General features: G+C 69.7%; 21 protein-coding genes and 1 pseudogene. 6 read left to right on the top strand and 16 right to left on the bottom strand.

All coding sequences use genetic code 11. The features are described from left to right. Nucleotides 1-104: 104 nt before the first annotated feature. The 4 genes from ACIQM3_RS01875 to ACIQM3_RS01860 all read left to right on the top strand — a co-directional run bounded on the left by ACIQM3_RS01875 (nucleotide 105) and on the right by ACIQM3_RS01860 (nucleotide 5,616). Nucleotides 105-1,604 carry a peptide MFS transporter gene (locus ACIQM3_RS01875; RefSeq protein WP_401617494.1) on the top strand — a complete coding sequence of 500 codons (1,500 nt, stop codon included), beginning with the start codon at nucleotides 105-107 and terminating at the stop codon, nucleotides 1,602-1,604. A gap of 9 nt (nucleotides 1,605-1,613) precedes the next feature. Next, nucleotides 1,614-3,608 (top strand): CocE/NonD family hydrolase, encoded by a 1,995-nt coding sequence (locus ACIQM3_RS01870; protein WP_401617491.1) that lies wholly within the window; start codon nucleotides 1,614-1,616, stop codon nucleotides 3,606-3,608. A 110-nt stretch (nucleotides 3,609-3,718) separates the two neighbouring features. Continuing rightward, nucleotides 3,719-4,948, top strand: a complete 1,230-nt coding sequence (gene fahA, locus ACIQM3_RS01865; protein ID WP_401617489.1) for a fumarylacetoacetase — start codon at nucleotides 3,719-3,721, stop codon at nucleotides 4,946-4,948. After that, nucleotides 4,945-5,616, top strand: a complete 672-nt coding sequence (locus ACIQM3_RS01860; RefSeq protein WP_401617486.1) for a GPP34 family phosphoprotein — start codon at nucleotides 4,945-4,947, stop codon at nucleotides 5,614-5,616. Before fahA ends, ACIQM3_RS01860 begins: the two co-directional genes overlap by 4 nt. Nucleotides 5,617-5,795: 179 nt before the next feature. Here the strand turns inward: ACIQM3_RS01860 and ACIQM3_RS01855 are convergent. Next, nucleotides 5,796-5,900, bottom strand: a pseudogene (locus ACIQM3_RS01855) (ABC transporter permease); the annotation flags it as partial. On the opposite strand from ACIQM3_RS01855, the gene ACIQM3_RS01850 reads away from it, so the two are divergent. Together ACIQM3_RS01850 and ACIQM3_RS01845 are read left to right on the top strand one after the other, a co-directional pair. After that, the gene (locus tag ACIQM3_RS01850) at nucleotides 5,869-6,750 is read left to right on the top strand and encodes a HEAT repeat domain-containing protein (RefSeq protein ID WP_401619933.1); all 882 of its coding nucleotides are present in this window, start codon (nucleotides 5,869-5,871) and stop codon (nucleotides 6,748-6,750) included. The pseudogene ACIQM3_RS01855 and the gene ACIQM3_RS01850 overlap by 32 nt on opposite strands. A 35-nt stretch (nucleotides 6,751-6,785) precedes the next feature. Beyond that, nucleotides 6,786-7,394, top strand: coding sequence for a Uma2 family endonuclease (locus ACIQM3_RS01845; protein WP_401617483.1), 609 nt, complete (start codon nucleotides 6,786-6,788; stop codon nucleotides 7,392-7,394). Between the two features lie 13 nt (nucleotides 7,395-7,407). Here the strand turns inward: ACIQM3_RS01845 and recQ are convergent, their stop codons facing one another. The 15 genes from recQ to ACIQM3_RS01770 all read right to left on the bottom strand — a co-directional run bounded on the left by recQ (nucleotide 7,408) and on the right by ACIQM3_RS01770 (nucleotide 25,483). Next, complete coding sequence (gene recQ, locus ACIQM3_RS01840) at nucleotides 7,408-9,378, bottom strand: DNA helicase RecQ (protein ID WP_401617481.1); 1,971 nt, start codon at nucleotides 9,376-9,378, stop codon at nucleotides 7,408-7,410. A 116-nt stretch (nucleotides 9,379-9,494) separates the two neighbouring features. Next, nucleotides 9,495-11,159 (bottom strand): NADH-quinone oxidoreductase subunit NuoN, encoded by a 1,665-nt coding sequence (nuoN, locus tag ACIQM3_RS01835; RefSeq protein ID WP_401617478.1) that lies wholly within the window; start codon nucleotides 11,157-11,159, stop codon nucleotides 9,495-9,497. Then, complete coding sequence (locus ACIQM3_RS01830; RefSeq protein ID WP_401617475.1) at nucleotides 11,156-12,727, bottom strand: NADH-quinone oxidoreductase subunit M; 1,572 nt, start codon at nucleotides 12,725-12,727, stop codon at nucleotides 11,156-11,158. Before ACIQM3_RS01830 ends, nuoN begins: the two co-directional genes overlap by 4 nt. Before the next feature lie 4 nt (nucleotides 12,728-12,731). Then, nucleotides 12,732-14,627, bottom strand: coding sequence for an NADH-quinone oxidoreductase subunit L (nuoL, locus tag ACIQM3_RS01825; protein ID WP_401617472.1), 1,896 nt, complete (start codon nucleotides 14,625-14,627; stop codon nucleotides 12,732-12,734). A 12-nt stretch (nucleotides 14,628-14,639) separates the two neighbouring features. Continuing rightward, nucleotides 14,640-14,939, bottom strand: a complete 300-nt coding sequence (gene nuoK / locus ACIQM3_RS01820; RefSeq protein WP_014154680.1) for an NADH-quinone oxidoreductase subunit NuoK — start codon at nucleotides 14,937-14,939, stop codon at nucleotides 14,640-14,642. Beyond that, a complete protein-coding gene (locus ACIQM3_RS01815; protein WP_401617469.1) occupies nucleotides 14,936-15,790 on the bottom strand; it encodes an NADH-quinone oxidoreductase subunit J in 855 nt (284 codons plus the stop codon). The genes nuoK and ACIQM3_RS01815 overlap by 4 nt, the downstream gene beginning before the upstream one ends. After that, the gene (nuoI, locus tag ACIQM3_RS01810; protein ID WP_401617466.1) at nucleotides 15,787-16,383 is read right to left on the bottom strand and encodes an NADH-quinone oxidoreductase subunit NuoI; all 597 of its coding nucleotides are present in this window, start codon (nucleotides 16,381-16,383) and stop codon (nucleotides 15,787-15,789) included. The genes ACIQM3_RS01815 and nuoI overlap by 4 nt, the downstream gene beginning before the upstream one ends. Further along, the gene (gene nuoH / locus ACIQM3_RS01805; protein ID WP_401617463.1) at nucleotides 16,376-17,794 is read right to left on the bottom strand and encodes an NADH-quinone oxidoreductase subunit NuoH; all 1,419 of its coding nucleotides are present in this window, start codon (nucleotides 17,792-17,794) and stop codon (nucleotides 16,376-16,378) included. The genes nuoI and nuoH overlap by 8 nt, the downstream gene beginning before the upstream one ends. Beyond that, nucleotides 17,791-20,298: an NADH-quinone oxidoreductase subunit G gene (locus tag ACIQM3_RS01800; RefSeq protein ID WP_401617460.1), complete on the bottom strand. Its 2,508-nt coding sequence runs from the start codon at nucleotides 20,296-20,298 to the stop codon at nucleotides 17,791-17,793. The genes nuoH and ACIQM3_RS01800 overlap by 4 nt, the downstream gene beginning before the upstream one ends. Then, complete coding sequence (gene nuoF, locus ACIQM3_RS01795) at nucleotides 20,295-21,671, bottom strand: NADH-quinone oxidoreductase subunit NuoF (RefSeq protein ID WP_401617458.1); 1,377 nt, start codon at nucleotides 21,669-21,671, stop codon at nucleotides 20,295-20,297. Before nuoF ends, ACIQM3_RS01800 begins: the two co-directional genes overlap by 4 nt. Continuing rightward, nucleotides 21,668-22,486 (bottom strand): NADH-quinone oxidoreductase subunit NuoE, encoded by an 819-nt coding sequence (gene nuoE / locus ACIQM3_RS01790; RefSeq protein ID WP_401619930.1) that lies wholly within the window; start codon nucleotides 22,484-22,486, stop codon nucleotides 21,668-21,670. Before nuoE ends, nuoF begins: the two co-directional genes overlap by 4 nt. A 29-nt stretch (nucleotides 22,487-22,515) precedes the next feature. Continuing rightward, nucleotides 22,516-23,838 carry an NADH-quinone oxidoreductase subunit D gene (locus ACIQM3_RS01785; RefSeq protein WP_401617455.1) on the bottom strand — a complete coding sequence of 441 codons (1,323 nt, stop codon included), beginning with the start codon at nucleotides 23,836-23,838 and terminating at the stop codon, nucleotides 22,516-22,518. Then, nucleotides 23,838-24,554, bottom strand: coding sequence for an NADH-quinone oxidoreductase subunit C (locus ACIQM3_RS01780; protein ID WP_401617452.1), 717 nt, complete (start codon nucleotides 24,552-24,554; stop codon nucleotides 23,838-23,840). Before ACIQM3_RS01780 ends, ACIQM3_RS01785 begins: the two co-directional genes overlap by 1 nt. After that, on the bottom strand, nucleotides 24,551-25,105 hold the full coding sequence (locus ACIQM3_RS01775) for an NADH-quinone oxidoreductase subunit B family protein (protein ID WP_014154689.1): 555 nt from the start codon (nucleotides 25,103-25,105) through the stop codon (nucleotides 24,551-24,553). Before ACIQM3_RS01775 ends, ACIQM3_RS01780 begins: the two co-directional genes overlap by 4 nt. An 18-nt stretch (nucleotides 25,106-25,123) precedes the next feature. Further along, nucleotides 25,124-25,483, bottom strand: a complete 360-nt coding sequence (locus ACIQM3_RS01770) for an NADH-quinone oxidoreductase subunit A (RefSeq protein ID WP_003992243.1) — start codon at nucleotides 25,481-25,483, stop codon at nucleotides 25,124-25,126. Nucleotides 25,484-25,957 lie beyond the last annotated feature (474 nt).

Genomic DNA, 25,957 nt, shown 5'->3' with positions numbered 1-25,957 from the left:
CCTCACTCAACTCAGCGTATCCGGTCCCCTTTGGATCACCGTGGGCGCCTTCCCGCCACCGCCGGTATGTTCGGCATCAGCTCATACGATCAGGAGTTGTCGCTTTGTCCCACGCCCCGACCGGTACCGAACCGGCCCAGCCACCGCCCGGAGACGATCACGCCTTCTTCGGCCAGCCACGGGGCCTGATGACCCTGTCCGGGCTGGAGGTCTGGGAGCGTTTCTCGTTCCTCGGGATGCAGGCCATCCTGGTCCTCTTCTTCGCCGACACGGTCTCCGCCGGCGGCATGGGCATGGACCCGGGCACCGCCGCGTCCGTGTCCGCCGCCTACGGCACCCTCGTCTACCTCGTCTCCGTCGCGGGCGGCTGGCTGGCCGACCGGATCCTCGGTTCGTACCGCGCCGTCCTCTACGGCGGCATCCTCATCGCCTGCGGCCACTACGCGATGGCCGTGCCGACCGCCACGATGACCTGGGTGGGCCTCGGCCTGATCAGCGCGGGAACGGGCCTGCTCAAGCCCAATGTCGCCTCGATGGTCGGCAAGCTCTACCGCACGGAGGACCAGCGCCGCGACGCCGGCTTCGCGCTGTACTACATGGGCATCAACATCGGTGCCTTCGCCGGACCGCTGGTCACCGGATGGCTCGGCGAGCACGCGGGCTGGCACTGGGGGTTCTCGGCCGCCGCGGTCGGCATGACGCTCGGCCTGATCCAGTACGTCGCGGGCCGGCGTCACCTGGCCGGGCGAAAGCACACGGCGGAGTACGCCCTCGCGCCCGGCCCGATGCGCCGGGCCGTGCTGACGATCGTGGCCGGTGTCGTGGTGGCCGCCCTGGTGGCGACGGCCCTGGTGCTGGCCGGCTGGCTCACGATGGACCGGTTCGTCGACGTGCTCACCCTCGTCTCGGTGATCGCGCCCGTCGTGTACTTCGCCGTGATGTTCAGGAGCCCCCGGGTCACCCCGGAGGAGCGCGGCAGGCTCCGGCCGTACGTCGTGCTGTTCCTGGCCTCCGTCGTCTTCAACTTCATCCTCTTCCAGGCGTACTCGACGATGATGCTGCTCGCCTCGACGAACGCCCGTACGGAGATCTTCGGCTTCCACTTCCCGGCGAGCTGGTACGCCTCCGCGCTGGGCGCCTTCGAGGTCGCGCTGGCGCCCGTCGTGGCCGCCGTCTGGGCCCGGATGGGACCGCGCCAGCCCCACGCCTCGAACAAGATCGCGATCGGGGTGATCCTCGGCGGTCTGTCCTTCCTCCTGATGGTCATCCCCACCTCGGGTCACGCCGACGACACGTACCGGATGGCCGCCTGGTGGATCGTCGGCTCCTATCTGCTGCTCGGCCTCGGCGACATCCTGCTGGAGACCTCCGGCATGTCCGCCACCACCAAGCTCGCCCCCAAGGCGTTCGCCAGCCAGACGATGGCGCTGTGGTTCCTCTCGCTGGCCCTAGCCAACGGCATCCAGGCACAGATCGTGAAGCTCTACGGCGAGGTCTCCAACCCCGCCTACTTCGGTGTCAATGGCGCTATCGCGGTGGCGGCCGGTGTGGCCGTCATCGCCGCCGCTCCCTGGCTCAAGCGCACCATGCACCCCGTCCACTGAGGTACCGCCATGCAGATCCGCACCGATTTCCCGTACGAGACCACCCACGAGGACCTCTACATCCCTCTGGCGGACGGCACCGAGCTGTACGCCCGGATCTGGCGGCCGGTCACCGACGAACCGGTGCCCGCGCTGCTGGAGTACCTGCCCTACCGGCTCAGCGACTGGACGGCGCCGCGCGACTGGCAGCGCCACCCCTGGTACGCGGGCCACGGCTACGCCTCCGTACGGGTCGACGTCCGCGGGCACGGCAACAGCGAGGGCATGCCGGGCGACGAGTACGACGCGCAGGAGCTCGCCGACGGGGTCGCCGTCGTGCACTGGCTGGCGCAGCAGGAGTGGTGCTCCGGGAAGGTCGGCATGTTCGGCATCTCCTGGGGCGGCTTCAACTCGCTCCAGATCGCCGCGCTCGCACCGGAGCCCCTGAAGGCGGTGGTCACCGTGTGCTCGGCCGACGACCGCTACGACAACGACGTCCACTACATGGGCGGCTCCGTCCTCGGTGTGGACATGCACGCCTGGGCCTCCACCATGCTGGCCTTCGTCTCCCGGCCCCCGGACCCGGCGGACGTCGGCGACGACTGGCGGGACATGTGGCTGCGGCGGCTCGAAAAGGTGGAGCCGTTCATCCACACGTGGCTGGCGCACCAGACCCGCGACGACTACTGGAAGCACGGCAGCGTCTGCGAGGACTACGGCGCCGTCAAGGCGAAGGTCCTCGCGGTGGGCGGCTGGCACGACCCGTACCGGGACACCGTCCTGAGGCTCGTCGAGCACCTGGACCCCGGGCAGGTGCGCGGGCTGATCGGCCCCTGGTCGCACCAGTACCCGGACCGGGGTCTCCCCCCGGGACCCGCGATCGGCTTCCTCCAGGAGACCCTGCGCTGGTGGGACCAGCACCTCAAGGACGAGGACACCGGGGTGATGAACGAGCCCCTCCTGAGGTCCTGGATCAGCGGCTCGCACCCGCCTGCCACGGTGTACGAGACGCTGCCCGGCCGCTGGGTCGGCGACGCGAGCTGGCCGTCCGAGAACGTCGCCCCGGTGACGTACGCCCTGGAGGGCGGACCGCAGACCGTCCGCTCACCGCAGCAGACCGGGCTGGACGCCGGGCGCTTCTTCCCGTTCGGCAACGACGCCGACCTGCCGCCCGACCAGCGGGACGAGGACGCCAAATCGGTGTGCTTCGAGTTCCCGGTCGAGGACGCCCCGATCGAGATCCTCGGCCGTCCGCGGGTGACACTCCTGGTCCGGATGGACGTGCCGCGCGGCCAGGTGATCGCCCGGCTCTGCGACGTGGCCCCGGACGGGGCCTCCACCTTGGTGACCCGGGGGGCCCTCAACCTGGCCACCCGTCACGGGCGCGACCGTGCGGAGGACTGGCCCGTCGGGGAGACCGAGTACGTGACCTTCGAGCTGAACGGCATCGGGCACACCTTCCCGCCCGGCCACCGGATCAGGGTCGCCCTCTCCTCCTCGTACTGGCCGTGGATCTGGCCCCAGGCCGGTTCTGCGGGCTTCACTCTCGAGGCGGAGGGCAGCCTCGTCGAGCTCCCGGTGCGCCGGCACACCGAGGACCCGGGCATCACCTTCGGCGAACCGGAGCAGTCGGAGCCGCTCGGCGTCGTGTACCCGGTCACGCTCGACGAGCAGCGCCCGGAGCGTCTGGTGGTCCGGGACGTCGCGAAGGGCGAGTGGCGCCTGGAGGTCGATCCGCGTTACGGCGGCACGCGTGTCTACCCCGACGGGCTGGAGTTCACCGAGGACGCCCTGGAGACGTACACGATCCAGGAGGACGACCCGCTGTCGGCGCGGGCCCGTTCGGACTGGACGATCCGGCTGCACCGGCCCGAGATGGCCTGGGACGTGCGGATCGAGACGCGTTCGGAGACGAGCGCGGACGCGGACGACTTCATCACGTCCAACGAGGTCGTGTGCAGGGACGGCGCCGAGATCGTCTTCCACCGGACCTGGGAGAAGCGGATCCCCCGCACGGCGGGCTGACCAGGGTTATCGCGTAACTTTCCGGGCATTACGCCTACTTGAGGCGCTGCCGCCCGCCGGCGGCGGCCACGTACCGTATCCCTCAAGCGACTGGAAAGGGGCAGCGACAGATGCCCGAGCAGAGCAGCCCGCTCGACCTGGCCGAGGGCGATCCCTTCGGTCCGCACAACCTTCCGTACGGCGTGTTCTCCACCCCTGGACACCCCGAGGACCGAAGGGTCGGAGTCCGTGTGGGGAAACACGTGCTGGACGCCGGGGCGGCGGCACACGCACTGGGCTCGCCGTACGCCCGGCTGCTGGCGCAGCCGAGCCTGATGCCGCTGCTGGCGGCGGGCCGCACCGCGTGGCGGGACGTGCGGCGGGCGCTGACGGCATGGGTGACGGTCCCGTCCCACCGCCCTGATCTGGAACCGCTGCTGTATCCGTTGGACTCCGTGACCCTGCACCTGCCGTACGAGGTCGCGGACTACGTCGACTTCTACGCCAGCGAGCACCACGCCACCAACGTGGGGCGGATCTTCCGTCCCGACGGTGCGGCCCTCACCCCCAACTGGAAGCATCTGCCGATCGGTTACCACGGGCGGGCCGGCACGGTCGTCGTCTCCGGTACGGACGTGGTCCGCCCCTCCGGGCAGCGCAAGGCGCCGGCCGACCCCGCCCCCGTCTTCGGCCCCTCGGTGAAGCTGGACATCGAGGCCGAGGTCGGCTTCGTCGTCGGTGTCCCCTCGGAGCAGGGCTCCCCCGTGGCGCTCGGTGACTTCCGGGAGCACGTCTTCGGGCTCTCCCTGCTCAACGACTGGTCGGCACGGGACATCCAGGCCTGGGAGTACGTGCCGCTGGGCCCGTTCCTCGGCAAGTCCTTCGCCACCTCCGTGTCGGCATGGGTGACCCCCCTGGAGGCCCTGGACTCGGCCCGCACGGCACCGCCCACGCGGGACGCCGAGCTGCTCCCCTATCTGGAGGACGCGGACGACGAGGAGCCGGGCGGCTTCGACATCCGGATCTCGGTGGAGATCAACGGACAGACCGTCTCCGAGCCGCCGTTCGCCTCCATGTACTGGACGGCGGCCCAGCAACTGGCGCAGATGACGGTGAACGGCGCGTCGCTGCGCACGGGCGACCTGTACGGCTCCGGCACCGTCAGCGGTGCGGAGCCGGAGCAGCGCGGCTCCCTGCTCGAACTCACCTGGAACGGCCGCGATCCGCTGGACCTGGCCGACGGCAAGCGGACGTTCCTGGAGGACGGCGACACCGTCACCCTGACCGCCTGGGCGCCCGGACCGCACGGCACGCGGGTCGGCCTCGGCGAGGTCACCGGACGGATCACGGCCGCACCGTGACCGGCACCGCGCCCACTCTTCCCGAGGCCCTGCTGCTGCTCGCCCTGGATCCCGTACGCGGCAAGCCGTACTGCCGGGGCCGGTTCCTCGAGTACGGCGTCGCCGGGGCGGTCCTGGCGGAGCTGGAGCTCCAGGGGCGGATCGCCGAGGAGCGCGGCCGGGTCGTCGTCGTGAATCCGCTGGACCCGCCGGATCCGCTGCTCGCGGTGTTCCTGCGGAGCCTTCCGCCTCCGGGGAAGAGCCGGTTCGGCTCGGGGATCTCGGCCCGGCGGTGGGTGCGGCAGTCGGGCCGGCGGGCCGAAGGGATGTATCTGGACGCCCTGGTGGAGCGCGGCGTCCTGCGCCGGGAGTCCCGCCGCTTCCTCGGCCTGATCCCGTTCCATCGCCACCCGGCGGGTCCCGCCTCCCCGGCGGAGCAGGTGCGGCAGCGCTTCGAGGAGTCCCGTGCGTCGGGCTTCGCCGACCGCGGGAACCGCCTGCTCGCGGCGCTGGCGGCGGCGGTGGAGCTGCCGTCCGTGGTGAAGCAGGGCGACCGCCGCACGCGCGCGGCCGTGCGGTCCCTGGCACGCGAGGAGTGGCCCGCGCATGCCGTGCACCGCAATGTGCGCCAGGACAAGGCCGCAGCGTCCGGTGGCGGGGACGGCGGCGGGGACGGCGGCGGCGACTGACGTCCCCCTGGTGTCCGAAGGGTGGTCGTCCTGGTGGCAGATCTTCGCCGGCCCGGCGGAGAACACCTGGTCACGGCGGTACGCCCGGCGTCCGCAGGTGGCGCAACACTGTGGCAACACCATCGCGCGGACCCCGTCGGTATGGTCCAGCGCATGCCAGCCGAACGCACCCGTGAGCGGGGCAGGACGACGGAGCCGAGGATCCGCCACCGGCCGCCGCCCATGGTCAGGACCGCCTCCTCCCAGACCGGGGTGAGCGCCCGTACCGCGTGCCGGGTGGAGACCCGTCGCCGCCGCCCGCCGGCGCCGGCTGCGCGCGGACCATGCCCGGCTGCTGGCCGACCTGCTGCGCCACCAGGTGCGTACGGGCGGCTTCCCGGGCGGGGTACTGCCCTTCCCGCGTCCCTGCGGGAGCTGGTCGAGGTGCTGCCGGCCGAACGGGCCCTGCGCGAACCGCTGGTGGTGGCGCTGGGTTCGGAGGACCCCGTCGTACGCGCCACCGCGCTGGACACCCTGCGGGCGCTGCGGCTGGGGGACGCGGAGCTGTACGCGCGCACGCTCGGCGACCCCGACATCGGCGTACGGGTCCACACGGTGAGCGCCCTGGTCTCGGTGGACGCCACGGACCTGCTGGCCGGGGCCGTGACGGACCCGTCCCGGGAGGTCCGGGTGGCCGTCGCGAAGGGCCTGTCGGCCACCCGCTCCCCCGGCCCGGAACCGTTGGTCCCGCTGCTCGACGATCCCGACCCGCTGGTGCGGGCGGCGGCCCTGGCGGCGCTCGCGGCGACGGGGTGCCCTCCCGCGTACGCGGGAACTGTGGTCAGCGCCCTCTCCGATCCGGCCTGGCAGGTCAGGGCGGGGGCGGCGACGGCGCTCTCCTCGGCGGAGCCGCTTCCGGCTGTGGCGGCCTTGGCGGGAGCGCTGGGAGACCCGAACGCCGACGTCAGGAAGGCGGCGGTCCTGGCCCTGCTCCACCACACAGCCCACGACGCGGCCCGGGAGGCCCTGGGGGGGGATGCTCACCGACCCGGACGCGGACGTGCGCGCGTACGCGGCCAGAGGTGCGCTGGTCAACGGCGCGTGACTCGCTCACACGTTTGGGCGGCCATGATCGCTTCCCGCCGGATACGCTGAACAGACCCGCGAGTCTCCTTCGTATGGGAGCACTGATGAGCATCGAACCCGAGGCCCCCGAGCCACGGTGGGCGGTCCCGCCCGTGGGCGGCTGGACCGCCGATGACCTGGACACACTCCCGAATCTGCCTCCGCACACGGAGCTGATCGACGGGAGCCTGGTTTTCGTGAGTCCGCAGACGTTGTTCCATACACGGGCGGTCAGCTTTCTCGAATGGCAGCTGGAGTCGCTGGCACCGCCTGAGCTGGAGGTCGTCCGAGAGTTCACCATCGACATCGACTTCCAGAACCGGCCGGAACCCGATGTCGTCGTCGTGCGCGCGGACGCGGTCGAGAGCCTGCGGCAGACGCGGTTCCCCGCGAGCAGCGTGCTGCTCGCGATCGAGGTGGTGTCCGACGAGTCCGTCACCCGTGACCGGGAGACCAAACCGGTGAAGTACGCGCGGGCGAGGATCCCGCACTACTGGCGGGTGGAGAACCAGGACGGCCGGGCGGTGGTCTACGTCTTCGAGCTGGAGCCCGCGACCGGCGCGTACACGTCCACAGGAATCTTCCACGACCGGATGAAGGTCTCGACGCCCTTCACCGTGGACCTGGATCTGACCGCGATCGTCTCGCGCCGCCGGGCGGCGAAGCCGGAGTAGACCCGGCCCCGGCTCACTCGAACTCCGGCGGCTCCTCGTCCCAGCCGAACTCCGGGTCCGCGTCCTGGACCGGGGTCCGAGCGGGCGGCACCGGTGAGGGAGCCGCGTCCGGCTCCGGAGCGGCTGCGGGGGCCGTGTCCCCCAGCCCCGCCAGCACCTCCAGCACGCCCTCGCCGTACGTCGCGAGCTTCTTCTCGCCAAGGCCGCTGACCCCGCCCAGCTCCGCCAGGGTCGTGGGGCGCAGGGCCGCGATCTCCCTCAGTGTCGCGTCGTGGAAGATCACGTACGCCGGGAGGCCCAGCTCCTTCGCCTGAGCGCCGCGCCAGGCGCGCAGCGCCTCGAAGACCGGGACGGCCTCGGCGGGCAGGTCGGCCACGGCCGCCGCCGACTTGGCCTTGCGCTCGCCCGAGCCGCCGGACCGCGTCGTGGGCTTCTTCGGCTCCTTGCGCAGCAGCACCTCGCGCTCCCGGCCGAGCACGGAACCGCTCTCCTCGGTCAGCACCAGCGTGCCGTACTCACCCTCGACTGCGAGCAGCCCCTGGGCGAGGAGCTGGCGCACCACGCCCCGCCACTCCGCCTCGGCCAGCTCCTCGCCGATGCCGAAGACCGAGAGCTGGTCGTGGTCGAACTGGATGACCTTCGCGGTCTTGCGGCCCAGCAGGATGTCGATGATCTGGCCGGCCCCGAACTTCTGGTTCCGCTCCCGCTTCAGCCGGACCACGGTGGACAGCAGCTTCTGGGCGACCACGGTGCCGTCCCAGGTCTCCGGCGGGGTCAGGCAGGTGTCGCAGTTGCCGCAGCTCTCGGCGCCGGGCTCCTGGCCGAAGTACGTCAGGAGCTGGGCCCGGCGGCACTGGACGGTCTCGCAGAGCGCCAGCATCGAGTCGAGGTGCGAGGCGGCCCGGCGCCGGAAGGCCTCGTCGCCCTCGCCGCCCTGGATCAGCTTGCGCTGCTGGACGACGTCCTGGAGGCCGTACGCCATCCAGGCCGTGGACGGTGCCCCGTCACGGCCGGCGCGGCCCGTCTCCTGGTAATACCCCTCGACGGACTTCGGCAGGTCGAGGTGGGCGACGAAACGCACATCGGGCTTGTCGATGCCCATGCCGAACGCGATGGTCGCGACGACGACCAGACCCTCCTCGCGCAGGAAGCGCGACTGGTGGGTGGCGCGCGCCCCGGCGTCGAGACCCGCGTGGTACGGCACGGCCTCGATGCCGTTGCGGCAGAGGTATTCGGCGGTCTTCTCCGTCGAGTTGCGCGAGAGGCAGTAGACGATGCCCGCGTCCCCCGCGTGCTCCTCCTTGAGGAAGGTCAGCAGCTGCTTCTTCGGGTCGGACTTCCCCACGACGCGGTACTGGATGTTGGGCCGGTCGAAGCTGGCCACGAAGTGCCTGGCGTCGGGCATGCCCAGCCGCTGGGTGATCTCCTTGTGCGTGGCGTCGGTCGCCGTGGCCGTCAGCGCGATGCGGGGTACGTCGGGCCAGCGCTCGCCCAGCACGGACAGGGCCAGGTAGTCGGGGCGGAAGTCGTGGCCCCACTGGGCGACGCAGTGTGCCTCGTCGATGGCGAAGACGGAGATCTCGCCGCGGGCCAGCAGCGCGAGCGTCGAATCGAGACGCAGCCGCTCGGGGGCCAGATACAGCACGTCGAGCTCACCGGCGACGAACTGGGCCTCCATCGAGCGGCGCTCGTCGAAGTCCTGCGTGGAGTTCATGAAGCCCGCGCGGACCCCCAGCGCGCGCAGGGCGTCCACCTGGTCCTGCATGAGCGCGATCAGCGGGGAGATCACGACACCGGTGCCGGGCCTGACCAGGGCGGGGATCTGGTAGCAGAGGGACTTGCCGCCGCCGGTGGGCATGAGCACCACCGCGTCGCCGCCCTCGACGACATGCTCGATCACCGCGCCCTGCTCGCCGCGGAACGCCTCGTAACCGAACACCCGGTGCAGCGTCTGCTGTGCAGCGCTCTCGGTCGTCACACTCATGGTCGCGCCCGTCCGTCCGTCTTCACCCGTCACCGGCAACCATAAGGGCCGCCTACGACAACGCCGGACGGGCTTGACTTTCCAAGCCCGTCCGGCGTCGCAGCGCGTTCGGCCGGTTACCGCACGAACACTCCCGCCTGGCTCGCCAGGTCGAGGAAGTACTGCGGGGCGAGGCCGAGGACCAGGGTCACGGCGACTCCGACAGCGATCGTGGTCATTGTCAGCGGGGACGGGACGGCGACCGTCGGGCCGTCCGCCTTCGGCTCGCTGAAGAACATCAGGACGATGACCCGGATGTAGAAGAACGCGGCGATGGCCGACGAGATCACACCGATCACGACGAGGCCGCCCGCGCCGCCGTCCGCCGCCGCCTTGAACACGGCGAACTTGCCGGAGAAGCCCGAGGTGAGCGGGATCCCGGCGAAGGACAGCAGGAACACGGCGAAGACCGCCGCGGTCAGCGGTGAGCGCCGGCCGAGACCGGCCCACTTCGACAGATGGGTCGCCTCGCCGCCCGCGTCCCGCACCAGGGTGACGACGGCGAAGGCGCCGACGGTCACGAAGGAGTACACCCCGAGGTAGAAGAGGACCGAGGAGACGCCTTCCGGGCTGGCCGCGATGACACCGGCGAGGATGAAGCCCGCGTGTGCGATCGAGGAGTAGGCCAGGAGCCGCTTGATGTCGGTCTGGGTGATCGCGACGATCGCCCCGCCCAGCATCGTGACGATCGCGACACCCCACATGACGGGGCGCAGGTCCCAGGTGAGGCCGGGCAGCACCACGTACAGCAGGCGCAGCAGCGCGCCGAACGCGGCGACCTTCGTGGCGGCCGCCATGAAGCCGGTGACCGGGGTCGGTGCTCCCTGGTAGACGTCCGGGGTCCACATGTGGAACGGGACCGCGCCGACCTTGAAGAGCAGGCCCATGAGGATCATCGCGCCGCCGATCAGCAGCAGCGCGTCGTTGCCCATGGTGGAGGCGAGCGCCGGGTCGATCTGCTGGACGCTGCCGTCCACGACGTTGGCGATGCCCGCGTACGAGACGGTGCCCGCGTATCCGTAGAGCAGGGCGATCCCGAAGAGTAGGAAGGCCGAGGAGAAGGCGCCGAGCAGGAAGTACTTCACGGCGGCCTCCTGCGACATCAGCCGCTTGCGGCGGGCGACGGCGCAGAGGAGGTAGAGCGGGAGCGAGAAGACCTCGAGCGCCACGAAGAGCGTCAGGAGGTCGTTGGCCGCCGGGAAGACCAGCATGCCCGCCACGGAGAAGAGGGCCAGCGGGAAGACCTCGGTGGTGGTGAATCCGGCCTTGACCGCTGCCTTCTCGCCCTCGCTGCCGGGCACCGAACCGGCCTGGGCGGCGAAGGAGTCCACGCGGTTGCCGTGTGCGGCCGGGTCGAGGCGCCGCTCGGCGAACGTGAAGACGGAGACCATGGAGACCAGAAGGATGGTTCCCTGGAGGAACAGGGCGGGTCCGTCGACGGCGACGGCGCCCATCGCGGCGATGTGCGCGTTCTTCGTGGCGTACCCGTCGGCGGCGAGTCCCACCACCGCGGCGAACGCGGCCGCGATCGCGACGATCGTCAGGAGCACCTGGGTGGTGTAGCGGGCCCGTCGCGGGACGAACGCCTCCACCAGGATCCCGATGACTGCGGCACCGACCACGATCAGGACGGGTGCCAGTTGGGCGTACTCGATGGTCGGGGCGGTGAACTTGTCGCCCGGGGCAGCCGATGTCACCCCGCCCGCCGTCGTCCACAGGCTGTGGACAGCTGTTGCGCTCACTTGGCGGCCTCCACCTCGGGCTGGGGGTCCTTCTTCTGTACGTCGTGCATGGTGTGCTGGACCGCCGGGTTGACGACCTCGGTGAGCGGCTTCGGGAAGACGCCCAGGAAGATCAGCAGGGCGATCAGCGGAAGGGCCACCGCCAGCTCACGGACCTTGAGGTCGGGCATGCCCCCGATCCCCTCCCTGACCGGTCCCGTCATCGTCCGCTGGTAGAGGACGAGGACGTAGAGCGCGGCGAGCACGATGCCGACGGTGGCGATGATGCCCGCCACCGGGTACGCGCTGAACGCTCCGACCAGGACCAGGAACTCGCTCACGAACGGGGCGAGGCCGGGCAGCGAGAGGGTGGCCAGACCACCGATGAGGAAGGTTCCCGCCAGGACGGGCGCCACCTTCTGCACCCCGCCGTAGTCGGCGATGAGACGGGAACCCCGCCGGGTGATCAGGAATCCGGCGACCAGCATCAGCGCGGCCGTCGAGAGCCCGTGGTTGACCATGTAGAGCGTGGCGCCCGACTGGCCCTGGCTGGTCATCGCGAAGATGCCGAGCACGATGAAGCCGAAGTGCGAGATCGACGCGTAGGCGATGAGCCGCTTGATGTCGCGCTGGCCGACTGCGAGCAGGGCGCCGTAGACGATGGAGATCAGCGCCAGGACGATGATCACCGGCGTCGCCCACTTGCTGGCCTCCGGGAACAGCTGGAGGCAGAAGCGGAGCATCGCGAAGGTGCCGACCTTGTCGACGACCGCGGTGATCAGGACGGCCACCGGTGTGGTCGCCTCCCCCATGGCGTTGGGCAGCCAGGTGTGCAGCGGCCACAGCGGGGCCTTCACCGCGAAGGCGAAGAAGAACCCGAGGAACAGCCACCGCTCGGTGGAGGTGGCCATGTCCAGCGAGCCGTTGGCCCGGGCCTCGGCGATCTCGGAGAGCGAGAAGCTCCCCGCGACGACGTAGAGCCCGATGACGGCGGCCAGCATGATGAGCCCGCCGGCCAGGTTGTAGAGGAGGAACTTCACCGCGGCGTAGCTGCGTTGCGCCGCGGCGTTCTCGTCGCTGCCCGAGTGCGCCCGGTCCCCGAAGCCGCCGATGAGGAAGTACATCGGGATGAGCATGGCTTCGAAGAGGATGTAGAAGAGGAAGACGTCGGTGGCCACGAAGGACAGGATCACCATCGCTTCGACCATCAGGATCAGGGCGAAGAATCCCTGAGTGGGGCGCCACCGGGAGGAGTGCGTCTCCAGGGGGTCGGCGTCGTGCCAGCCCGCGAGGATGACGAAGGGGATCAGCAGCGCGGTGAGCGCGAGGAGCGCCACCCCGATGCCGTCCACGCCCAGTTCGTACCGGACGCCGAAGTCCCTGATCCAGGCGTGCGATTCGGTGAGCTGATAGCGGTCACCGCCCGGTTCGAAGCGGGCGAACACGACGCCCGCGAGCACGAGCGTCGCCAACGAGACGAGCAGGGCGAGCCACTTGGCCGCGGTGCGCCGGGCGGCCGGGACGGCGGCGGTGGCGATCGCGCCGATCGCCGGGAGCGCCGCCGTCGCTGTCAGGAGGGGAAAGGACATGGGATCAGACCGCCCTCATCAGCAGGGTCGCGGCGATGAGGACCGCCGCACCGCCGAACATCGAGACCGCGTAGGAGCGGGCATAGCCGTTCTGCAGCTTGCGCAGCCGGCCGGACAGCCCGCCCATCGAGGCGGCCGTGCCGTTGACGACACCGTCGACCAGGGTGTGGTCGACGTAGACCAGGGAGCGGGTGAGGTGTTCGCCGCCGCGGACCAGGACCACGTGGTTGAAGTCGTCCTGGAGGAGGTCCCGGCGGGCCGCCCTGGTGAGCAGGGAGCCGCGCGGGGCGACGGCGGGCACGGGCTTGCGCCCGTACATGACCCAGGCGATCGCGACACCGATGACGAGCACCACCATGGTGGCGGCGGTGACGGTGGTCGCGCTGACCGGGGCGTGTCCGTGCTCGTGTCCGGTGACGGGCTCCAGCCAGTGCATGAAGCGGTCTCCGATGGAGAAGAAACCTCCGGCGAAGACCGACCCGAAGGCCAGCACGATCATCGGGATCGTCATCGACTTCGGTGACTCGTGCGGGTGCGGCTCGTGACCTTCGGCGTCGGGCACCCAGCGCTTCTCGCCGAAGAACGTCAGCAGCATCACGCGCGTCATGTAGAACGCGGTGATCGCGGCGCCCAGCAGGGTGACGGAGCCGAGGATCCAGCCCTCGGTGCCGCCCTTGGCGAAGGCCGCCTCGATGATCATGTCCTTGGAGAAGAACCCGGACAGACCGGGGAAGCCGATGATCGCGAGATAGCCGAGGCCGAAGGTGACGAAGGTGACCGGCATGTACTTCCGCAGGCCGCCGTACTTCCGCATGTCCACCTCGTCGTTCATGCCGTGCATGACCGAACCGGCGCCGAGGAAGAGCCCGGCCTTGAAGAAGCCGTGCGTCACCAGGTGCATGATCGCGAAGACGTAGCCGATGGGGCCGAGGCCCGCGGCGAGGATCATGTAGCCGATCTGCGACATCGTCGACCCGGCGAGGGCCTTCTTGATGTCGTCCTTCGCGCAACCGACGATCGCACCGAAGAGGAGCGTGACGGCACCGACGACCACGACGACCAGCTGAGCGTCCGGTGCCGCGTTGAAGATCGCTCCGGAGCGGACGATGAGGTAGACGCCGGCGGTGACCATGGTGGCGGCGTGGATGAGGGCCGAGACCGGGGTCGGGCCCTCCATCGCGTCACCGAGCCAGGACTGCAGCGGCACCTGGGCCGACTTGCCGCAGGCGGCGAGGAGCAGCATCAGGCCGATCGCGGTGAGCTTGCCCTCGCTCGTGTCGCCGGTCGCCTCGAGCACGGGCCCGAAGGCGAACGTACCGAAGGTGGTGAACATCAGCATGATCGCGATGGACAGGCCCATGTCGCCGACCCGGTTGACCAGGAAGGCCTTCTTGGCGGCGGTGGCCGCGCTGGGCTTGTGCTGCCAGAAGCCGATGAGCAGGTACGACGCCAGACCGACGCCCTCCCACCCGACGTACAGCAGGAGGTAGTTGTCGGCGATGACCAGGATGAGCATCGCCGCGAGGAAGAGATTCAGATAGCCGAAGAAGCGGCGGCGGCGCTCGTCGTGCTCCATGTAGCCGATGGAGTAGATGTGGATCAGCGTGCCCACACCCGTGATCAGCAGGACGAACGTCATCGACAGCTGGTCGAGCTGGAAGGCCACGTCGGCCTGGAACCCCTCGACGGGGATCCAGCTGAACAGCTTCTGGTGCAGGGCGCGGTCCTCGGCGCCCTTGCCGAGCATGTCGGTGAAGAGCACGACACCGATGACGAACGACGCGGCGGCGAACACCGTGCCGATCCAGTGTCCGGCCCGGTCGAGCCGACGGCCGCCGCAGAGCAGGACCGCCGCTCCGAGCAGGGGCGCCGCGACCAGCAGCGCAATCAGGTTTTCCACGATTCCGACCCCTTACAGCTTCATCAGGCTGGCGTCGTCGACCGAGGCCGAGTGGCGGGAGCGGAACAGCGACACGATGATCGCGAGCCCGATGACGACCTCCGCGGCGGCGACGACCATCGTGAAGAAGGCGATGATCTGGCCGTCGAGGTTGCCGTGCATCCGGGAGAACGCGACGAGCGTGAGGTTGCAGGCGTTGAGCATCAGCTCGACGCACATGAACACCACGATCGCGTTCCGCCTGATCAGCACGCCGGAGGCGCCGATCGTGAACAAAAGGGCCGCGAGGTAGAGGTAGTTGACGGGATTCACTTGGCGACCTCCTCCTCTTCTTCCGCCTGGTCACGGACTGGTCCGCGGTCACGGCCGAGCCGCTCCCCGGAGCGCTGTTCCAGCGCCTTGAGGTCGGCGAGCGACTCGCTGGACACATCGCGGATCTGGCCGCGCTGCCGCAGCGTCTGCATGACGGTGAGCTCGGACGGGGTGCCGTCCGGCAGCAGTCCCGCGATGTCCACGGCGTTGTGCCGGGCGTAGACACCGGGGGCGGGCAGCGGCGGGAGGTGGCTGCCGCGCATCCGCTCCTGGGAGAGCTCGCGCTGCGTCTTCGCGCGTTCGGTGCGCTCGCGGTGCGTGAGCAGCATCGCTCCGACGGTCGCCGTGATCAGCAGGGCGCCGGTGATCTCGAACGCGAAGACGTACTTGGTGAAGATGAGGTTGGCGAGGCCCTCGACGTTGCCGCCGTGCCGGGCGTTCGCCGCTCCCAGACCGTTGAAGGACGTGAGGGACGCCTGCCCGATGCCGGCGATCAGCAGGATGCCGAAGCCGAGTCCGCAGGCGGCGGCCAGCCAGCGCTGCCCCTTGAGCGTCTCCTTCAGCGAGTCCGCCGCCGTGACGCCGACGAGCATGACCACGAAGAGGAACAGCATCATGATCGCGCCGGTGTAGACGACGACCTGGACGATGCCCAGGAAGTAGGCGCCGTTGGCGAGGTAGAAGACCGCCAGCACGATCATGGTGCCGGCGAGCGAGAGCGCGCTGTGCACCGCCTTCTTCATCAGGACGGTGGAGAGTGCCCCGATGACGGCGACGGTGCCGAGGATCCAGAACTGGACGGCCTCGCCGGTCGAGGTGGCGGTGGCCGCTGCGGCCAGGGTGGAGGTCATGCGTCCACCTCCTTGTCCGCTTCTCCCTTGGAGACGGCGACCTGGCGCTCCGTGCCGGTTGCGGCCTCGGTCACCAGACCGCGGTAGTAGTCCTGTTCGTCCATGCCGGGGAAGATCGCGTGCGGGCTGTCGACCATGCCGTCCTCGAGCCCCGCGAGCAGCTCGTCCTTGGTGTAGATGAGGCTCTCGCGGGTGGTGTTGGCGAGCTCGAAGTCGTTGGTCATGGTCAGTGCCCGCGTGGGGCACGCCTCGATGCAGAGCCCGCACAGGATGCAGCGTGCGTAGTTGATCTGGTAGACGCGGCCGTAGCGCTCGCCCGGGGAGTAGCGCTCCTCGTCCGTGTTGTCCGCGCCCTCGACGTAGATCGCGTCCGCCGGACACGCCCAGGCGCAGAGCTCGCAGCCGACGCACTTCTCCAGCCCGTCCGGGTGGCGGTTGAGCTGGTGCCGGCCGTGGAAGCGCGGTGCTGTCACCTTCTGCGTTTCCGGGTACTGCTCCGTGAGCCGCTTCTTGAACATGGCCTTGAAGGTCACGCCGAAGCCGGCCACAGGATTCTGGAACTTCTCCCCTGAGGGTTCTGATGACTCAGACACCGTCAGCCTCCCTTCCGTCACTCGAACTTCCGGCACCCACCTGGTCGTCACTCCGAGTATCCGGCCCGCCACTGACAACGAGCTCCCGCTCGCGTCGGGGCGTGCGGCGCGGCACCGGCGGCAGGGACTGCCCGGGCAGCGGCGGCACGGGATATCCGCCCGCCATCGGGTCGAACGCCGGCTCCGGTCCGGCCGCCTCCTCGGCGGCCTTCGCCTTCCGGTCGCGGAACATGTCGGCGACGAAGGAGATCAGCAGGACCGCGATCACGGCTCCGGCGACGTACAGCAGGATCCTCGAGTAGTCGTAGCCCTCGTTGTTCAGCGCCCTGACCGTGGCGACCAGCATCAGCCAGACCACGGAGACCGGGATCAGGACCTTCCAGCCGAGCTTCATCAGCTGGTCGTAGCGGACGCGTGGCAGCGTGCCGCGCAGCCAGATGAAGAAGAAGAGGAGCAGCTGCACCTTGATGACGAACCAGAGCATCGGCCACCAGCCGTGGTTCGCGCCCTCCCAGAAGGTGCTGACCGGGTACGGGGCCCGCCAGCCGCCCAGGAAGAGGGTCACGGAGACCGCGGAGACGGTGACCATGTTGACGTACTCGGCGAGCATGAACATCGCGAACTTGATCGATGAGTACTCGGTGTTGAAGCCGCCGACCAGGTCGCCCTCGGACTCCGGCATGTCGAACGGGGCGCGGTTGGTCTCACCGACCATCGTGACGATGTAGATGATGAACGAGACCGGCAGCAGGAGGATGAACCAGCGGTCCTCCTGCGCCGCCACGATCTCCGACGTGGACATCGAGCCCGAGTAGAGGAACACCGAGGCGAACGCGGCGCCCATCGCGATCTCGTAGCTGATCATCTGTGCGCATGAGCGCAGACCGCCGAGCAGCGGGTACGTCGATCCGGAGGACCAGCCCGCCAGCACGATGCCGTAGATGCCGACGGAGGCGACCGCGAGGATGTACAGCATCGCGATCGGCAGGTCGGTCAGCTGCATCGTCGTACGGTGGCCGAAGATCGAGACCTCGTTGCCGGACGGGCCGAACGGGATCACGGCGATCGCCATGAACGCCGGTGCGGCGGCGACGATCGGCGCCAGGATGTAGACGAACTTGTCGGCCCGCTTGACGACGACGTCTTCCTTCAGCATCAGCTTGATGCCGTCGGCGAGCGACTGGAGCATGCCCCAGGGGCCGTGCCGGTTGGGGCCGATGCGCAGCTGCATCCAGGCGACGACCTTGCGCTCCCACACGATGGAGAACAGCACGGTCACCATCAGGAACGCGAAGCAGAACACCGCTTTGACGACGACGAGCCACCAGGGGTCCGTGCCGAACATCGAGAGGTCCTCGGCTGCGAGGACGGTGCCCTGCGGTGCCGCGGCGAGTTGGGCGAGGCCGGTCACTCTCCTACCTCCGTAGTCACGACGTGGGAGCCCGGGGCGGCCGGACCGATCCGGACGAGTCCGCCCGGCCGGGCGCCGGTGTCGGCGGGGACGCCCCGGCCGACGGAGTTGAGCGGCACCCACACCACCCGGTCCGGCATCTCGGTGACCGCCAGCGGGAGTTCGGTGGTGCCCGCGGGGCCGGTGACGGCGAGCAGATCGCCGTCCTTCACCCCGGACTCGGCTGCGGTGGCCGGGGAGAGCCGGGCGACGGCCGCGTGCCGGGTACCGGCCAGTGCCTCGTCGCCCTCCTGGAGCCGGCCCCGGTCGAGCAGCATCCGGTGGCCCGCGAGGACCGCCTCGCCGTCTCCGGGCCGGGGCACCGGGAGGGACGTCGCCCGCGGGTCGTCGGCCCAGCCGCCCTCCCGGCCGCCGAGGCGGTCGAGTTCGCGGCGGGCCGCCCTCAGGTCGGGCAGTCCGAGGTGTACGTCGAGGGCGTCGGCCAGCATGTGCAGCACCCGCGCGTCGGTCGGGCAGAGCGTCCTCGGCAGCTGCTCGGGCTTCAACGCCGCCTCGAACATCCGCGCCCTGCCCTCCCAGTTGAGGAAGGTGCCGGGCTTTTCCGCGACGGCCGCGACCGGGAGCACCACGTCGGCGCGCTCGGTCACCGCCCCGGGCCTCAGCTCCAGCGACACGAGGAAGCCGACCTCGTCCAGCGCCTCGATGGCGCGGGCCGGGTCGGGCAGGTCCTCGGGGTCGACCCCCGCGACCAGCAGCGCGCCCAGCTCGCCGATGGCCGCGGCCTCCACGATCTGGCCGGTGTCGCGGCCGAAGCGGGCGGGGAGTTCGGCGACGCCCCAGACGGACGCCACCTCCTCCCTGGCCCTGGGGTCCGTCGCGGGACGGCCGCCCGGCAGCAGGGACGGGAGCGCGCCCGCCTCCAGTGCGCCGCGTTCGCCGGCCCGGCGCGGGATCCACACCAGTGCGGCGCCGGTCGCCGTGGCGGTGCGCAGGGCGGCGGTCAGTCCGCCGGGCACCGCGGCGAGCCGCTCGCCCACCACGATCACGGCGCCTTCGCCGCGCAACGCCTCGGCCGCCGCGGCGCCTTCGGCCTCCAGGCCGACTCCGCCCGCGAGGGCGTCCAGCCATTCGGTCTCGGTGCCGGGAGCCGCGGCGAGCAGGGTGCCGCCCGCCTTCTCCAGGCCCCGGCTGGTGTGCGAGGCGAGCGCGAACGTCCGCTGCCCGTGCTTGCGGAAGGCCTTGCGAAGCCGCAGGAAGACGCCGGGCGCCTCCTCCTCGGACTCGAAGCCGGCCAGCAGGACGGCCGGCGCCTTCTCCAGCGCGGTGTAGGTGACCCCGCTGCCGTCCAGGTCGCGGCCGCGCCCGGCCACCCGCGCGGCGAGGAAGTCGGCTTCCTCACCGCTGTGGACACGGGCCCGGAAGTCGATGTCGTTGGTGTCGAGGGCGACCCGGGCGAACTTGCTGTACGCGTAGGCGTCCTCGACCGTCAGCCGCCCTCCGGTGAGGACCCCTGTCCTGCCGCGCGCACCCGAGAGTCCGGCCGCCGCGGCTTCCAGCGCCTCCGGCCAGCTCGCCGGCTCCAGCACACCCTCCGCGCTGCGTACGAGCGGAGTGGTGAGCCGGTCGCGCTGCTGGGCGTAGCGGAAGCCGAAGCGGCCCTTGTCGCAGAGCCACTCCTCGTTGACCTCGGGGTCGTTGGCGGCGAGCCGCCGCATGACCTTGCCGCGCCGGTGGTCGGTCCTGGTGGCGCAGCCGCCGGCGCAGTGCTCGCACACCGAGGGCGTCGACACCAGGTCGAAGGGCCGGGAGCGGAAGCGGTACGCCGCCGAGGTCAGCGCCCCGACCGGGCAGATCTGGATGGTGTTACCGGAGAAGTACGACTCGAAGGGGTCGCCCTCGCCCGTACCGACCTGCTGGAGCGCGCCGCGCTCGATCAGCTCGATCATCGGGTCACCCGCCACCTGGTTGGAGAACCGGGTGCAGCGCGCGCAGAGCACGCACCGCTCGCGGTCCAGCAGCACCTGGGTGGAGATGGGGACGGGCTTCTCGAAGGTGCGCTTCTTCCCGTCGAAGCGGGAGTCGGCGCCGCCGTGCGACATCGCCTGGTTCTGCAGGGGGCACTCGCCGCCCTTGTCGCAGACCGGGCAGTCCAGCGGGTGGTTGATGAGCAGGAGCTCCATCACCCCCTTCTGGGCCTTCTCCGCGACGGGCGAGGTGATCTGCGACTTCACGACCATGCCGTCGGTGCACGTGATGGTGCAGGAGGCCATCGGCTTGCGCTGGCCCTCGACCTCGACGATGCACTGCCGGCAGGCGCCGGCCGGGTCGAGGAGCGGATGGTCGCAGAAGCGCGGGATCTCGATGCCGAGGAGCTCGGCGGCGCGGATGACCAGGGTTCCCTTGGGGACGCTGATCTCGATGCCGTCGATCGTGAGCGTGACGAGGTCCTCGGGCGGAACGGCCGCTTCGCCGCCCCCGGAGGGCGCACTCGTGGTGACTGTCATGCGTTCACCCCCCGGTGAGCGTTCTTGTCGTCCTTGTCGTCGGCCCAGAGGGTCGACCTGGCCGGGTCGAAGGGGCAGCCCTTGCCGGTGATGTGCTGCTCGTACTCCTCGCGGAAGTACTTCAGCGAGGAGAAGATCGGCGAGGCGGCGCCGTCGCCGAGTGCGCAGAACGACTTGCCGTTGATGTTGTCGGCGATGTCGTTGAGCTTGTCGAGGTCGGACATCTGTCCCTTGCCGGCCTCGATGTCGCGGAGCAGCTGGACCAGCCAGTACGTCCCCTCGCGGCACGGTGTGCACTTGCCGCAGGACTCATGGGCGTAGAACTCGGTCCAGCGGGTGACGGCGCGCACCACGCAGGTGGTCTCGTCGAAGCACTGCAGCGCCTTGGTGCCGAGCATGGATCCGGCGGCGCCGACGCCCTCGTAGTCCAGGGGGACGTCGAGGTGTTCGTCGGTGAACATCGGGGTCGAGGAGCCGCCGGGGGTCCAGAACTTCAGGCGGTGCCCGGCCCGGATGCCGCCGCTCATGTCGAGCAGCTGGCGCAGGGTGATGCCGAGCGGGGCCTCGTACTGGCCGGGGCTGGTGACGTGCCCGCTGAGCGAGTAGAGCGTGAAGCCCGGGGACTTCTCGCTGCCCATCGACTTGAACCAGTCCTTGCCCTTGTTCAGGATCGCGGGAACCGAGGCGATGGACTCGACGTTGTTCACGACGGTGGGGCAGGCGTACAGACCGGCGACCGCGGGGAAGGGGGGCCGCAGCCGGGGCTGGCCGCGCCGTCCTTCGAGCGAGTCGAGCAGCGCGGTTTCCTCGCCGCAGATGTACGCCCCGGCGCCCGCGTGCACCGTGAGTTCCAGGTCGAGCCCGGAACCCAGGACGTTCGTCCCGAGGTAGCCCGCCTCGTACGCCTCGCGCACGGCCTCGTGCAGCCGCCGCAGTACGGGCACGACCTCGCCGCGCAGATAGATGAAGGCGTGCGAGGAGCGGATCGCGTAACAGGCGATCACGATGCCCTCGATGAGGCTGTGCGGGTTCGCGAAGAGGAGCGGGATGTCCTTGCAGGTCCCGGGCTCCGACTCGTCGGCGTTGACGACGAGGTAGTGCGGCTTGCCGTCGCCCTGCGGGATGAACTGCCACTTCATCCCGGTGGGGAAGCCCGCGCCCCCGCGTCCGCGCAGACCGGAGTCCTTGACGTACGCGATGAGGTCGTCGGGCTCCATGGCCAGGGCCTTGCGCAGCCCTTCGTATCCGTCGTGGCGGCGGTAGGTGTCCAGCGTCCAGGACTCCGGCTCGTCCCAGAAGGAGGAGAGGACGGGGGCCAGGAGCTTCTCCGGGCTGGTCCCGTTCTTGTCGATCTCGGCTGCCAAGGTCATCACTCCCCCTCCTCGGCGGCGGGCCCGGCCGGGTGCTCCGGGTCGGAGGCCGAGGTCTGCTGCGGTGCGTCGTGCGAGCTGAGGTGCTCGGCGCCCTTCTGCGGTTGTGCGTCCCCGGGTGCCTCGCCCCGCTGTCCGACCACGCGCGCGTGCGGACCGCCCTCGCCCTTGGCCAGCTTCAGACCGACCAGGGAGGCGGCGCCCGCTCCGCCGCTCGCCTCGACGGCGCCGGGGCGTTCGTCGGGGAAGCCGGCCAGGATCCGGGCGGTCTCCTTGTACGTGCAGAGGGGGGCGCCCCGGGTGGGCTCGACGGTGCGGCCGGCGATCAGGTCGTCGACGAGTCGCGTCGCGCTCTCCGGCGTCTGGTTGTCGAAGAACTCCCAGTTGACCATCACGACGGGCGCGAAGTCGCAGGCCGCGTTGCACTCGATGTGTTCGAGGGTGACCTTGCCGTCCTCGGTCGTCTCGTCGTTGCCGACGCCCAGGTGGTCCTTGAGCCGGTCGAAGATGGCGTCGCCGCCCATGACCGCGCACAGGGTGTTGGTGCAGACGCCGACCTGGTACTCACCGCTCGGCCGGCGGCGGTACATCGTGTAGAAGGTGGCGACCGCGGTGACCTCGGCGGTGGTGAGGCCGAGCTGGTCGGCGCAGAAGGCCATGCCCGTACGGGATACGTATCCCTCCTCGGACTGCACCAGGTGCAGCAGCGGCAGCAGGGCGGAGCGGCTGCCGGGGTAGCGGGCGATCACCTCCTTCGCGTCCGCTTCGAGCCGGGTGAGCACCTCGGCCGGGTAGGCGGGGGCGGGGAGCTGCGGCATCCCCAGGCTGACTTCTTGGTTGGACGCGGTCACCGGTCGACGCCTCCCATCACGGGGTCGATGGACGCGACGGCGACGATGACGTCGGCGACCTGGCCGCCCTCGCACATCGCCGCCATGGCCTGCAGATTGGTGAAGGACGGGTCACGGAAGTGGACCCGGAAGGGGCGCGTGCCGCCGTCCGAGACGACGTGCACGCCCAGTTCGCCCTTGGGGGACTCTATGGCGGTGTACGTCTGCCCGGCCGGGACCCTGAAGCCCTCGGTCACCAGCTTGAAGTGGTGGATCAGGGCCTCCATGGAGGTGCCCATGATCTTCTTGATGTGGTCCAGCGAGTTGCCGAGCCCGTCGGGTCCCAGCGCGAGCTGCGCGGGCCAGGCGATCTTCTTGTCGGCGACCATGACCGGTCCGGGCTCCAGCCGTTCCAGGCACTGCTCGACGATCCTCAGCGACTGGCGCATCTCCTCCAGCCGGATGAGGAAGCGGCCGTAGGCGTCGCACGTGTCGGCGGTGGGCACGTCGAAGTCGTACGTCTCGTAGCCGCAGTACGGATCGGTCTTGCGCAGGTCGTGCGGGAGCCCGGCGGACCTGAGGATCGGGCCGGTGGCGCCGAGCGCCATGCAGCCGGTCAGGTCGAGATACCCGACGTCCTGCATACGGGCCTTGAAGATGGGGTTGCCGGTCGCGAGCTTGTCGTACTCCGGCAGGTTCTTCTTCATGGTCTTGATGAACTCGCGGAGCCGGTCGATCGCACCCATGGGCAGGTCCTGGGCGAGGCCGCCGGGGCGGATGAACGCGTGGTTCATGCGCAGGCCGGTGATCAGCTCGAAGAGATCGAGAACGAGTTCACGATCGCGGAAGCCGTAGATCATGATCGTCGTGGCGCCGAGCTCCATGCCGCCGGTGGCGATGCACACCAGGTGCGAGGAGATCCGGTTGAGCTCCATCAGGAGCACGCGCAGGACGGTGGCCCGGTCCGGGATCTGGTCCTCGATGCCGAGGAGCTTCTCGACCCCGAGGCAGTACGCCGCCTCGTTGAAGAACGGGGTCAGATAGTCCATGCGGGTGACGAAGGTGGTGCCCTGCGTCCAGTTCCGGAATTCGAGGTTCTTCTCGATGCCGGTGTGGAGGTAGCCGATGCCGCAGCGGGCCTCGGTGACGGTCTCGCCGTCGATCTCCAGGATGAGCCGCAGCACGCCGTGGGTGGACGGGTGCTGGGGGCCCATGTTGACGATGATGCGTTCGTCGTCCGACTTGGCGGCGGATTCGACGACCTCGTCCCAGTCGCCGCCGGTGACTGTATATACAGTCCCCTCGGTCGTGGAGCGCGGTGTTGCACGGGGAGTGGTCATCAGCTGTACGACCTCCGCTGGTCCGGAGCCGGGATCTGGGCGCCCTTGTACTCGACGGCGATGCCGCCGAGGGGGTAGTCCTTGCGCTGCGGGAAGCCCTGCCAGTCGTCCGGCATCATGATCCGGGTCAGGGCGGGGTGCCCGTCGAAGATCAGCCCGAAGAAGTCGTAGGTCTCGCGCTCGTGCCAGTCGTTGGCCGGGTAGACCTCGACGAGGGACGGGATGTGCGGATCGCTGTCGGGGGCCGACACCTCCAGGCGGATCAGCCGCCCGTGGGTGAGCGAGCGCAGGTGGTAGACCGCGTGCAGCTCGCGTCCCTTGTCCCCCAGGTAGTGGACACCGTTGACGCCCGTACAGAGCTCGAAGCGCAGGGCCGGGTCGTCGCGCAGGGTGCGGGCGACCTGGACCAGGTGCTCGCGGGCGATGAAGAAGGTGAGTTCGCCCCGGTCGACGACCGTCTTCTCGATGGCGTTGTCCGGGAGCAGGTCCTGTTCCTCCAGGGCCCCTTCCAGCTCGTCCGCCACCTCGTCGAACCAGCCGCCGTACGGGCGGGAGGTGGCCCCCGGGAGGGTCACCGTGCGGACGAGTCCGCCATAGCCGGAGGTGTCACCGCCGTTGTTGGCGCCGAACATGCCCTTGCGTACGCCGATGACCTCACCGGAGTCGTCACGCGGGACGGGCACCTGGCCACTGTTGCTGTTGGGTTCCTCGCTCATCGCAGCAGCCCCTTCATCTCGATCAGGGGGAGTGCCTTGAGGGCCGCCTCCTCCGCCTCGCGGGCGGCCTCCTCCGCGTTGACCCCGAGCTTGGAGCCCTGGATCTTCTGGTGGAGCTTGAGGATGGCGTCGATCAGCATCTCGGGACGCGGCGGGCATCCCGGGAGATAGATGTCGACCGGGACAATATGATCAACACCCTGAACAATGGCGTAATTATTGAACATTCCGCCAGATGACGCGCAAACCCCCATGGAGATGACCCACTTGGGGCTCGGCATCTGGTCGTAGACCTGCCGCAGGACGGGCGCCATCTTCTGGCTCACCCGCCCGGCGACGATCATCAGGTCCGCCTGCCGCGGCGATCCGCGGAAGACCTCCATCCCGAAACGGGCCAGGTCGTACCGCCCGGCGCCGGTCGTCATCATCTCGATGGCGCAGCAGGCGAGGCCGAAGGTGGCGGGGAAGACGGACGACTTCCGTACCCAGCCGGCGGCCTGCTCGACAGTGGTCAGAACAAAGCCGCTCGGCAGCTTCTCTTCGAGTCCCATGGTGTGCCCCTCAGCCCCTCAGTCCCATTCCAGGCCGCCCCGGCGCCACACATACGCGTAGGCGACGAAGACGGTGAGCACGAAGAGCAGCATCTCCACGAGCCCGAAGATCCCCAGGGCGTCGAAGGTGACCGCCCAGGGATAGAGGAAGACGATCTCGATGTCGAAGACGATGAACAGCATCGCCGTCAGGTAGTACTTGATGGGGAAGCGGCCGCCTCCGGCTGGAGTGGGGGTGGGTTCGATACCGCACTCGTACGCTTCGAGCTTTGCTCGGTTGTACCGCTTAGGGCCGATAAGCGTGGCCATGACCACGGAGAAGATCGCAAACCCTGCCCCGAGGGCGCCGAGCACGAGGATGGGCGCGTAGGCATTCACGCTCCTCGCTCCTTCCAGTCGTCCTTGACCGTTGGACCGCATCGGGCGACCGGCTCGCCACCTCATCAAGATCGTGCACATGTGAGGCAGTTCACAAGCCCGACTGCCCCGCATCCTATGCCTGCCGTCCTGTGATCTGCGACACGGGGTGCACCAACGTCTTTGTGATCTCCACCACCTGACGAACGATCATGAAGTCGGATGAGCGGTGATCTTCATACGCGAAGCGGCCGTCCAGTTACGAGACGTGACATCTCGCGGCGTTATCGCTGGTCAAAGAGGCGTGGCTCTATCAATCGACGGACCGTACAAGCAAATTGGCGATGGACACCGGACGAGTGATATAGGAATCGGCCCCAGGTGGCAGCCACTCGGACGGGGGGACTCCGGTACCGATGTGGACAATGCGCACGCATTCACGAAGTTCCGGGCGGCTGGAGAGGGCCGGACCGGAGCGCGGCATCCGGATGCGCG

Origin of the sequence: Streptomyces sp. NPDC091271 (genome assembly GCF_044757505.1) — a bacterium.
Lineage (GTDB): Bacteria > Actinomycetota > Actinomycetes > Streptomycetales > Streptomycetaceae > Streptomyces.
The sequence above is the reverse complement of the archived record's forward strand: the minus strand, read 5'-3'. Positions and strand labels throughout refer to the sequence as shown.

Bases quoted from the DNA above. Each gene is read 5' to 3' on its own strand.
- ACIQM3_RS01780 (WP_401617452.1), bottom strand. From the start codon at position 24,554: ATGAGCGAGGAACCCAACAGCAACAGTGGCCAGGTGCCCGTCCCGCGT.
- ACIQM3_RS01775 (WP_014154689.1), bottom strand. From the start codon at position 25,105: ATGGGACTCGAAGAGAAGCTGCCGAGCGGCTTTGTTCTGACCACTGTC.
- recQ (WP_401617481.1), bottom strand. From the start codon at position 9,378: ATGAGTGTGACGACCGAGAGCGCTGCACAGCAGACGCTGCACCGGGTG.
- ACIQM3_RS01830 (WP_401617475.1), bottom strand. From the start codon at position 12,727: ATGTCCTTTCCCCTCCTGACAGCGACGGCGGCGCTCCCGGCGATCGGC.
- ACIQM3_RS01870 (WP_401617491.1), top strand. From the start codon at position 1,614: ATGCAGATCCGCACCGATTTCCCGTACGAGACCACCCACGAGGACCTC.
- ACIQM3_RS01815 (WP_401617469.1), bottom strand. From the start codon at position 15,790: ATGACCTCCACCCTGGCCGCAGCGGCCACCGCCACCTCGACCGGCGAG.
- nuoE (WP_401619930.1), bottom strand. From the start codon at position 22,486: ATGCCGCAGCTCCCCGCCCCCGCCTACCCGGCCGAGGTGCTCACCCGG.
- ACIQM3_RS01800 (WP_401617460.1), bottom strand. From the start codon at position 20,298: ATGACAGTCACCACGAGTGCGCCCTCCGGGGGCGGCGAAGCGGCCGTT.
- fahA (WP_401617489.1), top strand. From the start codon at position 3,719: ATGCCCGAGCAGAGCAGCCCGCTCGACCTGGCCGAGGGCGATCCCTTC.
- ACIQM3_RS01845 (WP_401617483.1), top strand. From the start codon at position 6,786: ATGAGCATCGAACCCGAGGCCCCCGAGCCACGGTGGGCGGTCCCGCCC.
- ACIQM3_RS01785 (WP_401617455.1), bottom strand. From the start codon at position 23,838: ATGACCACTCCCCGTGCAACACCGCGCTCCACGACCGAGGGGACTGTA.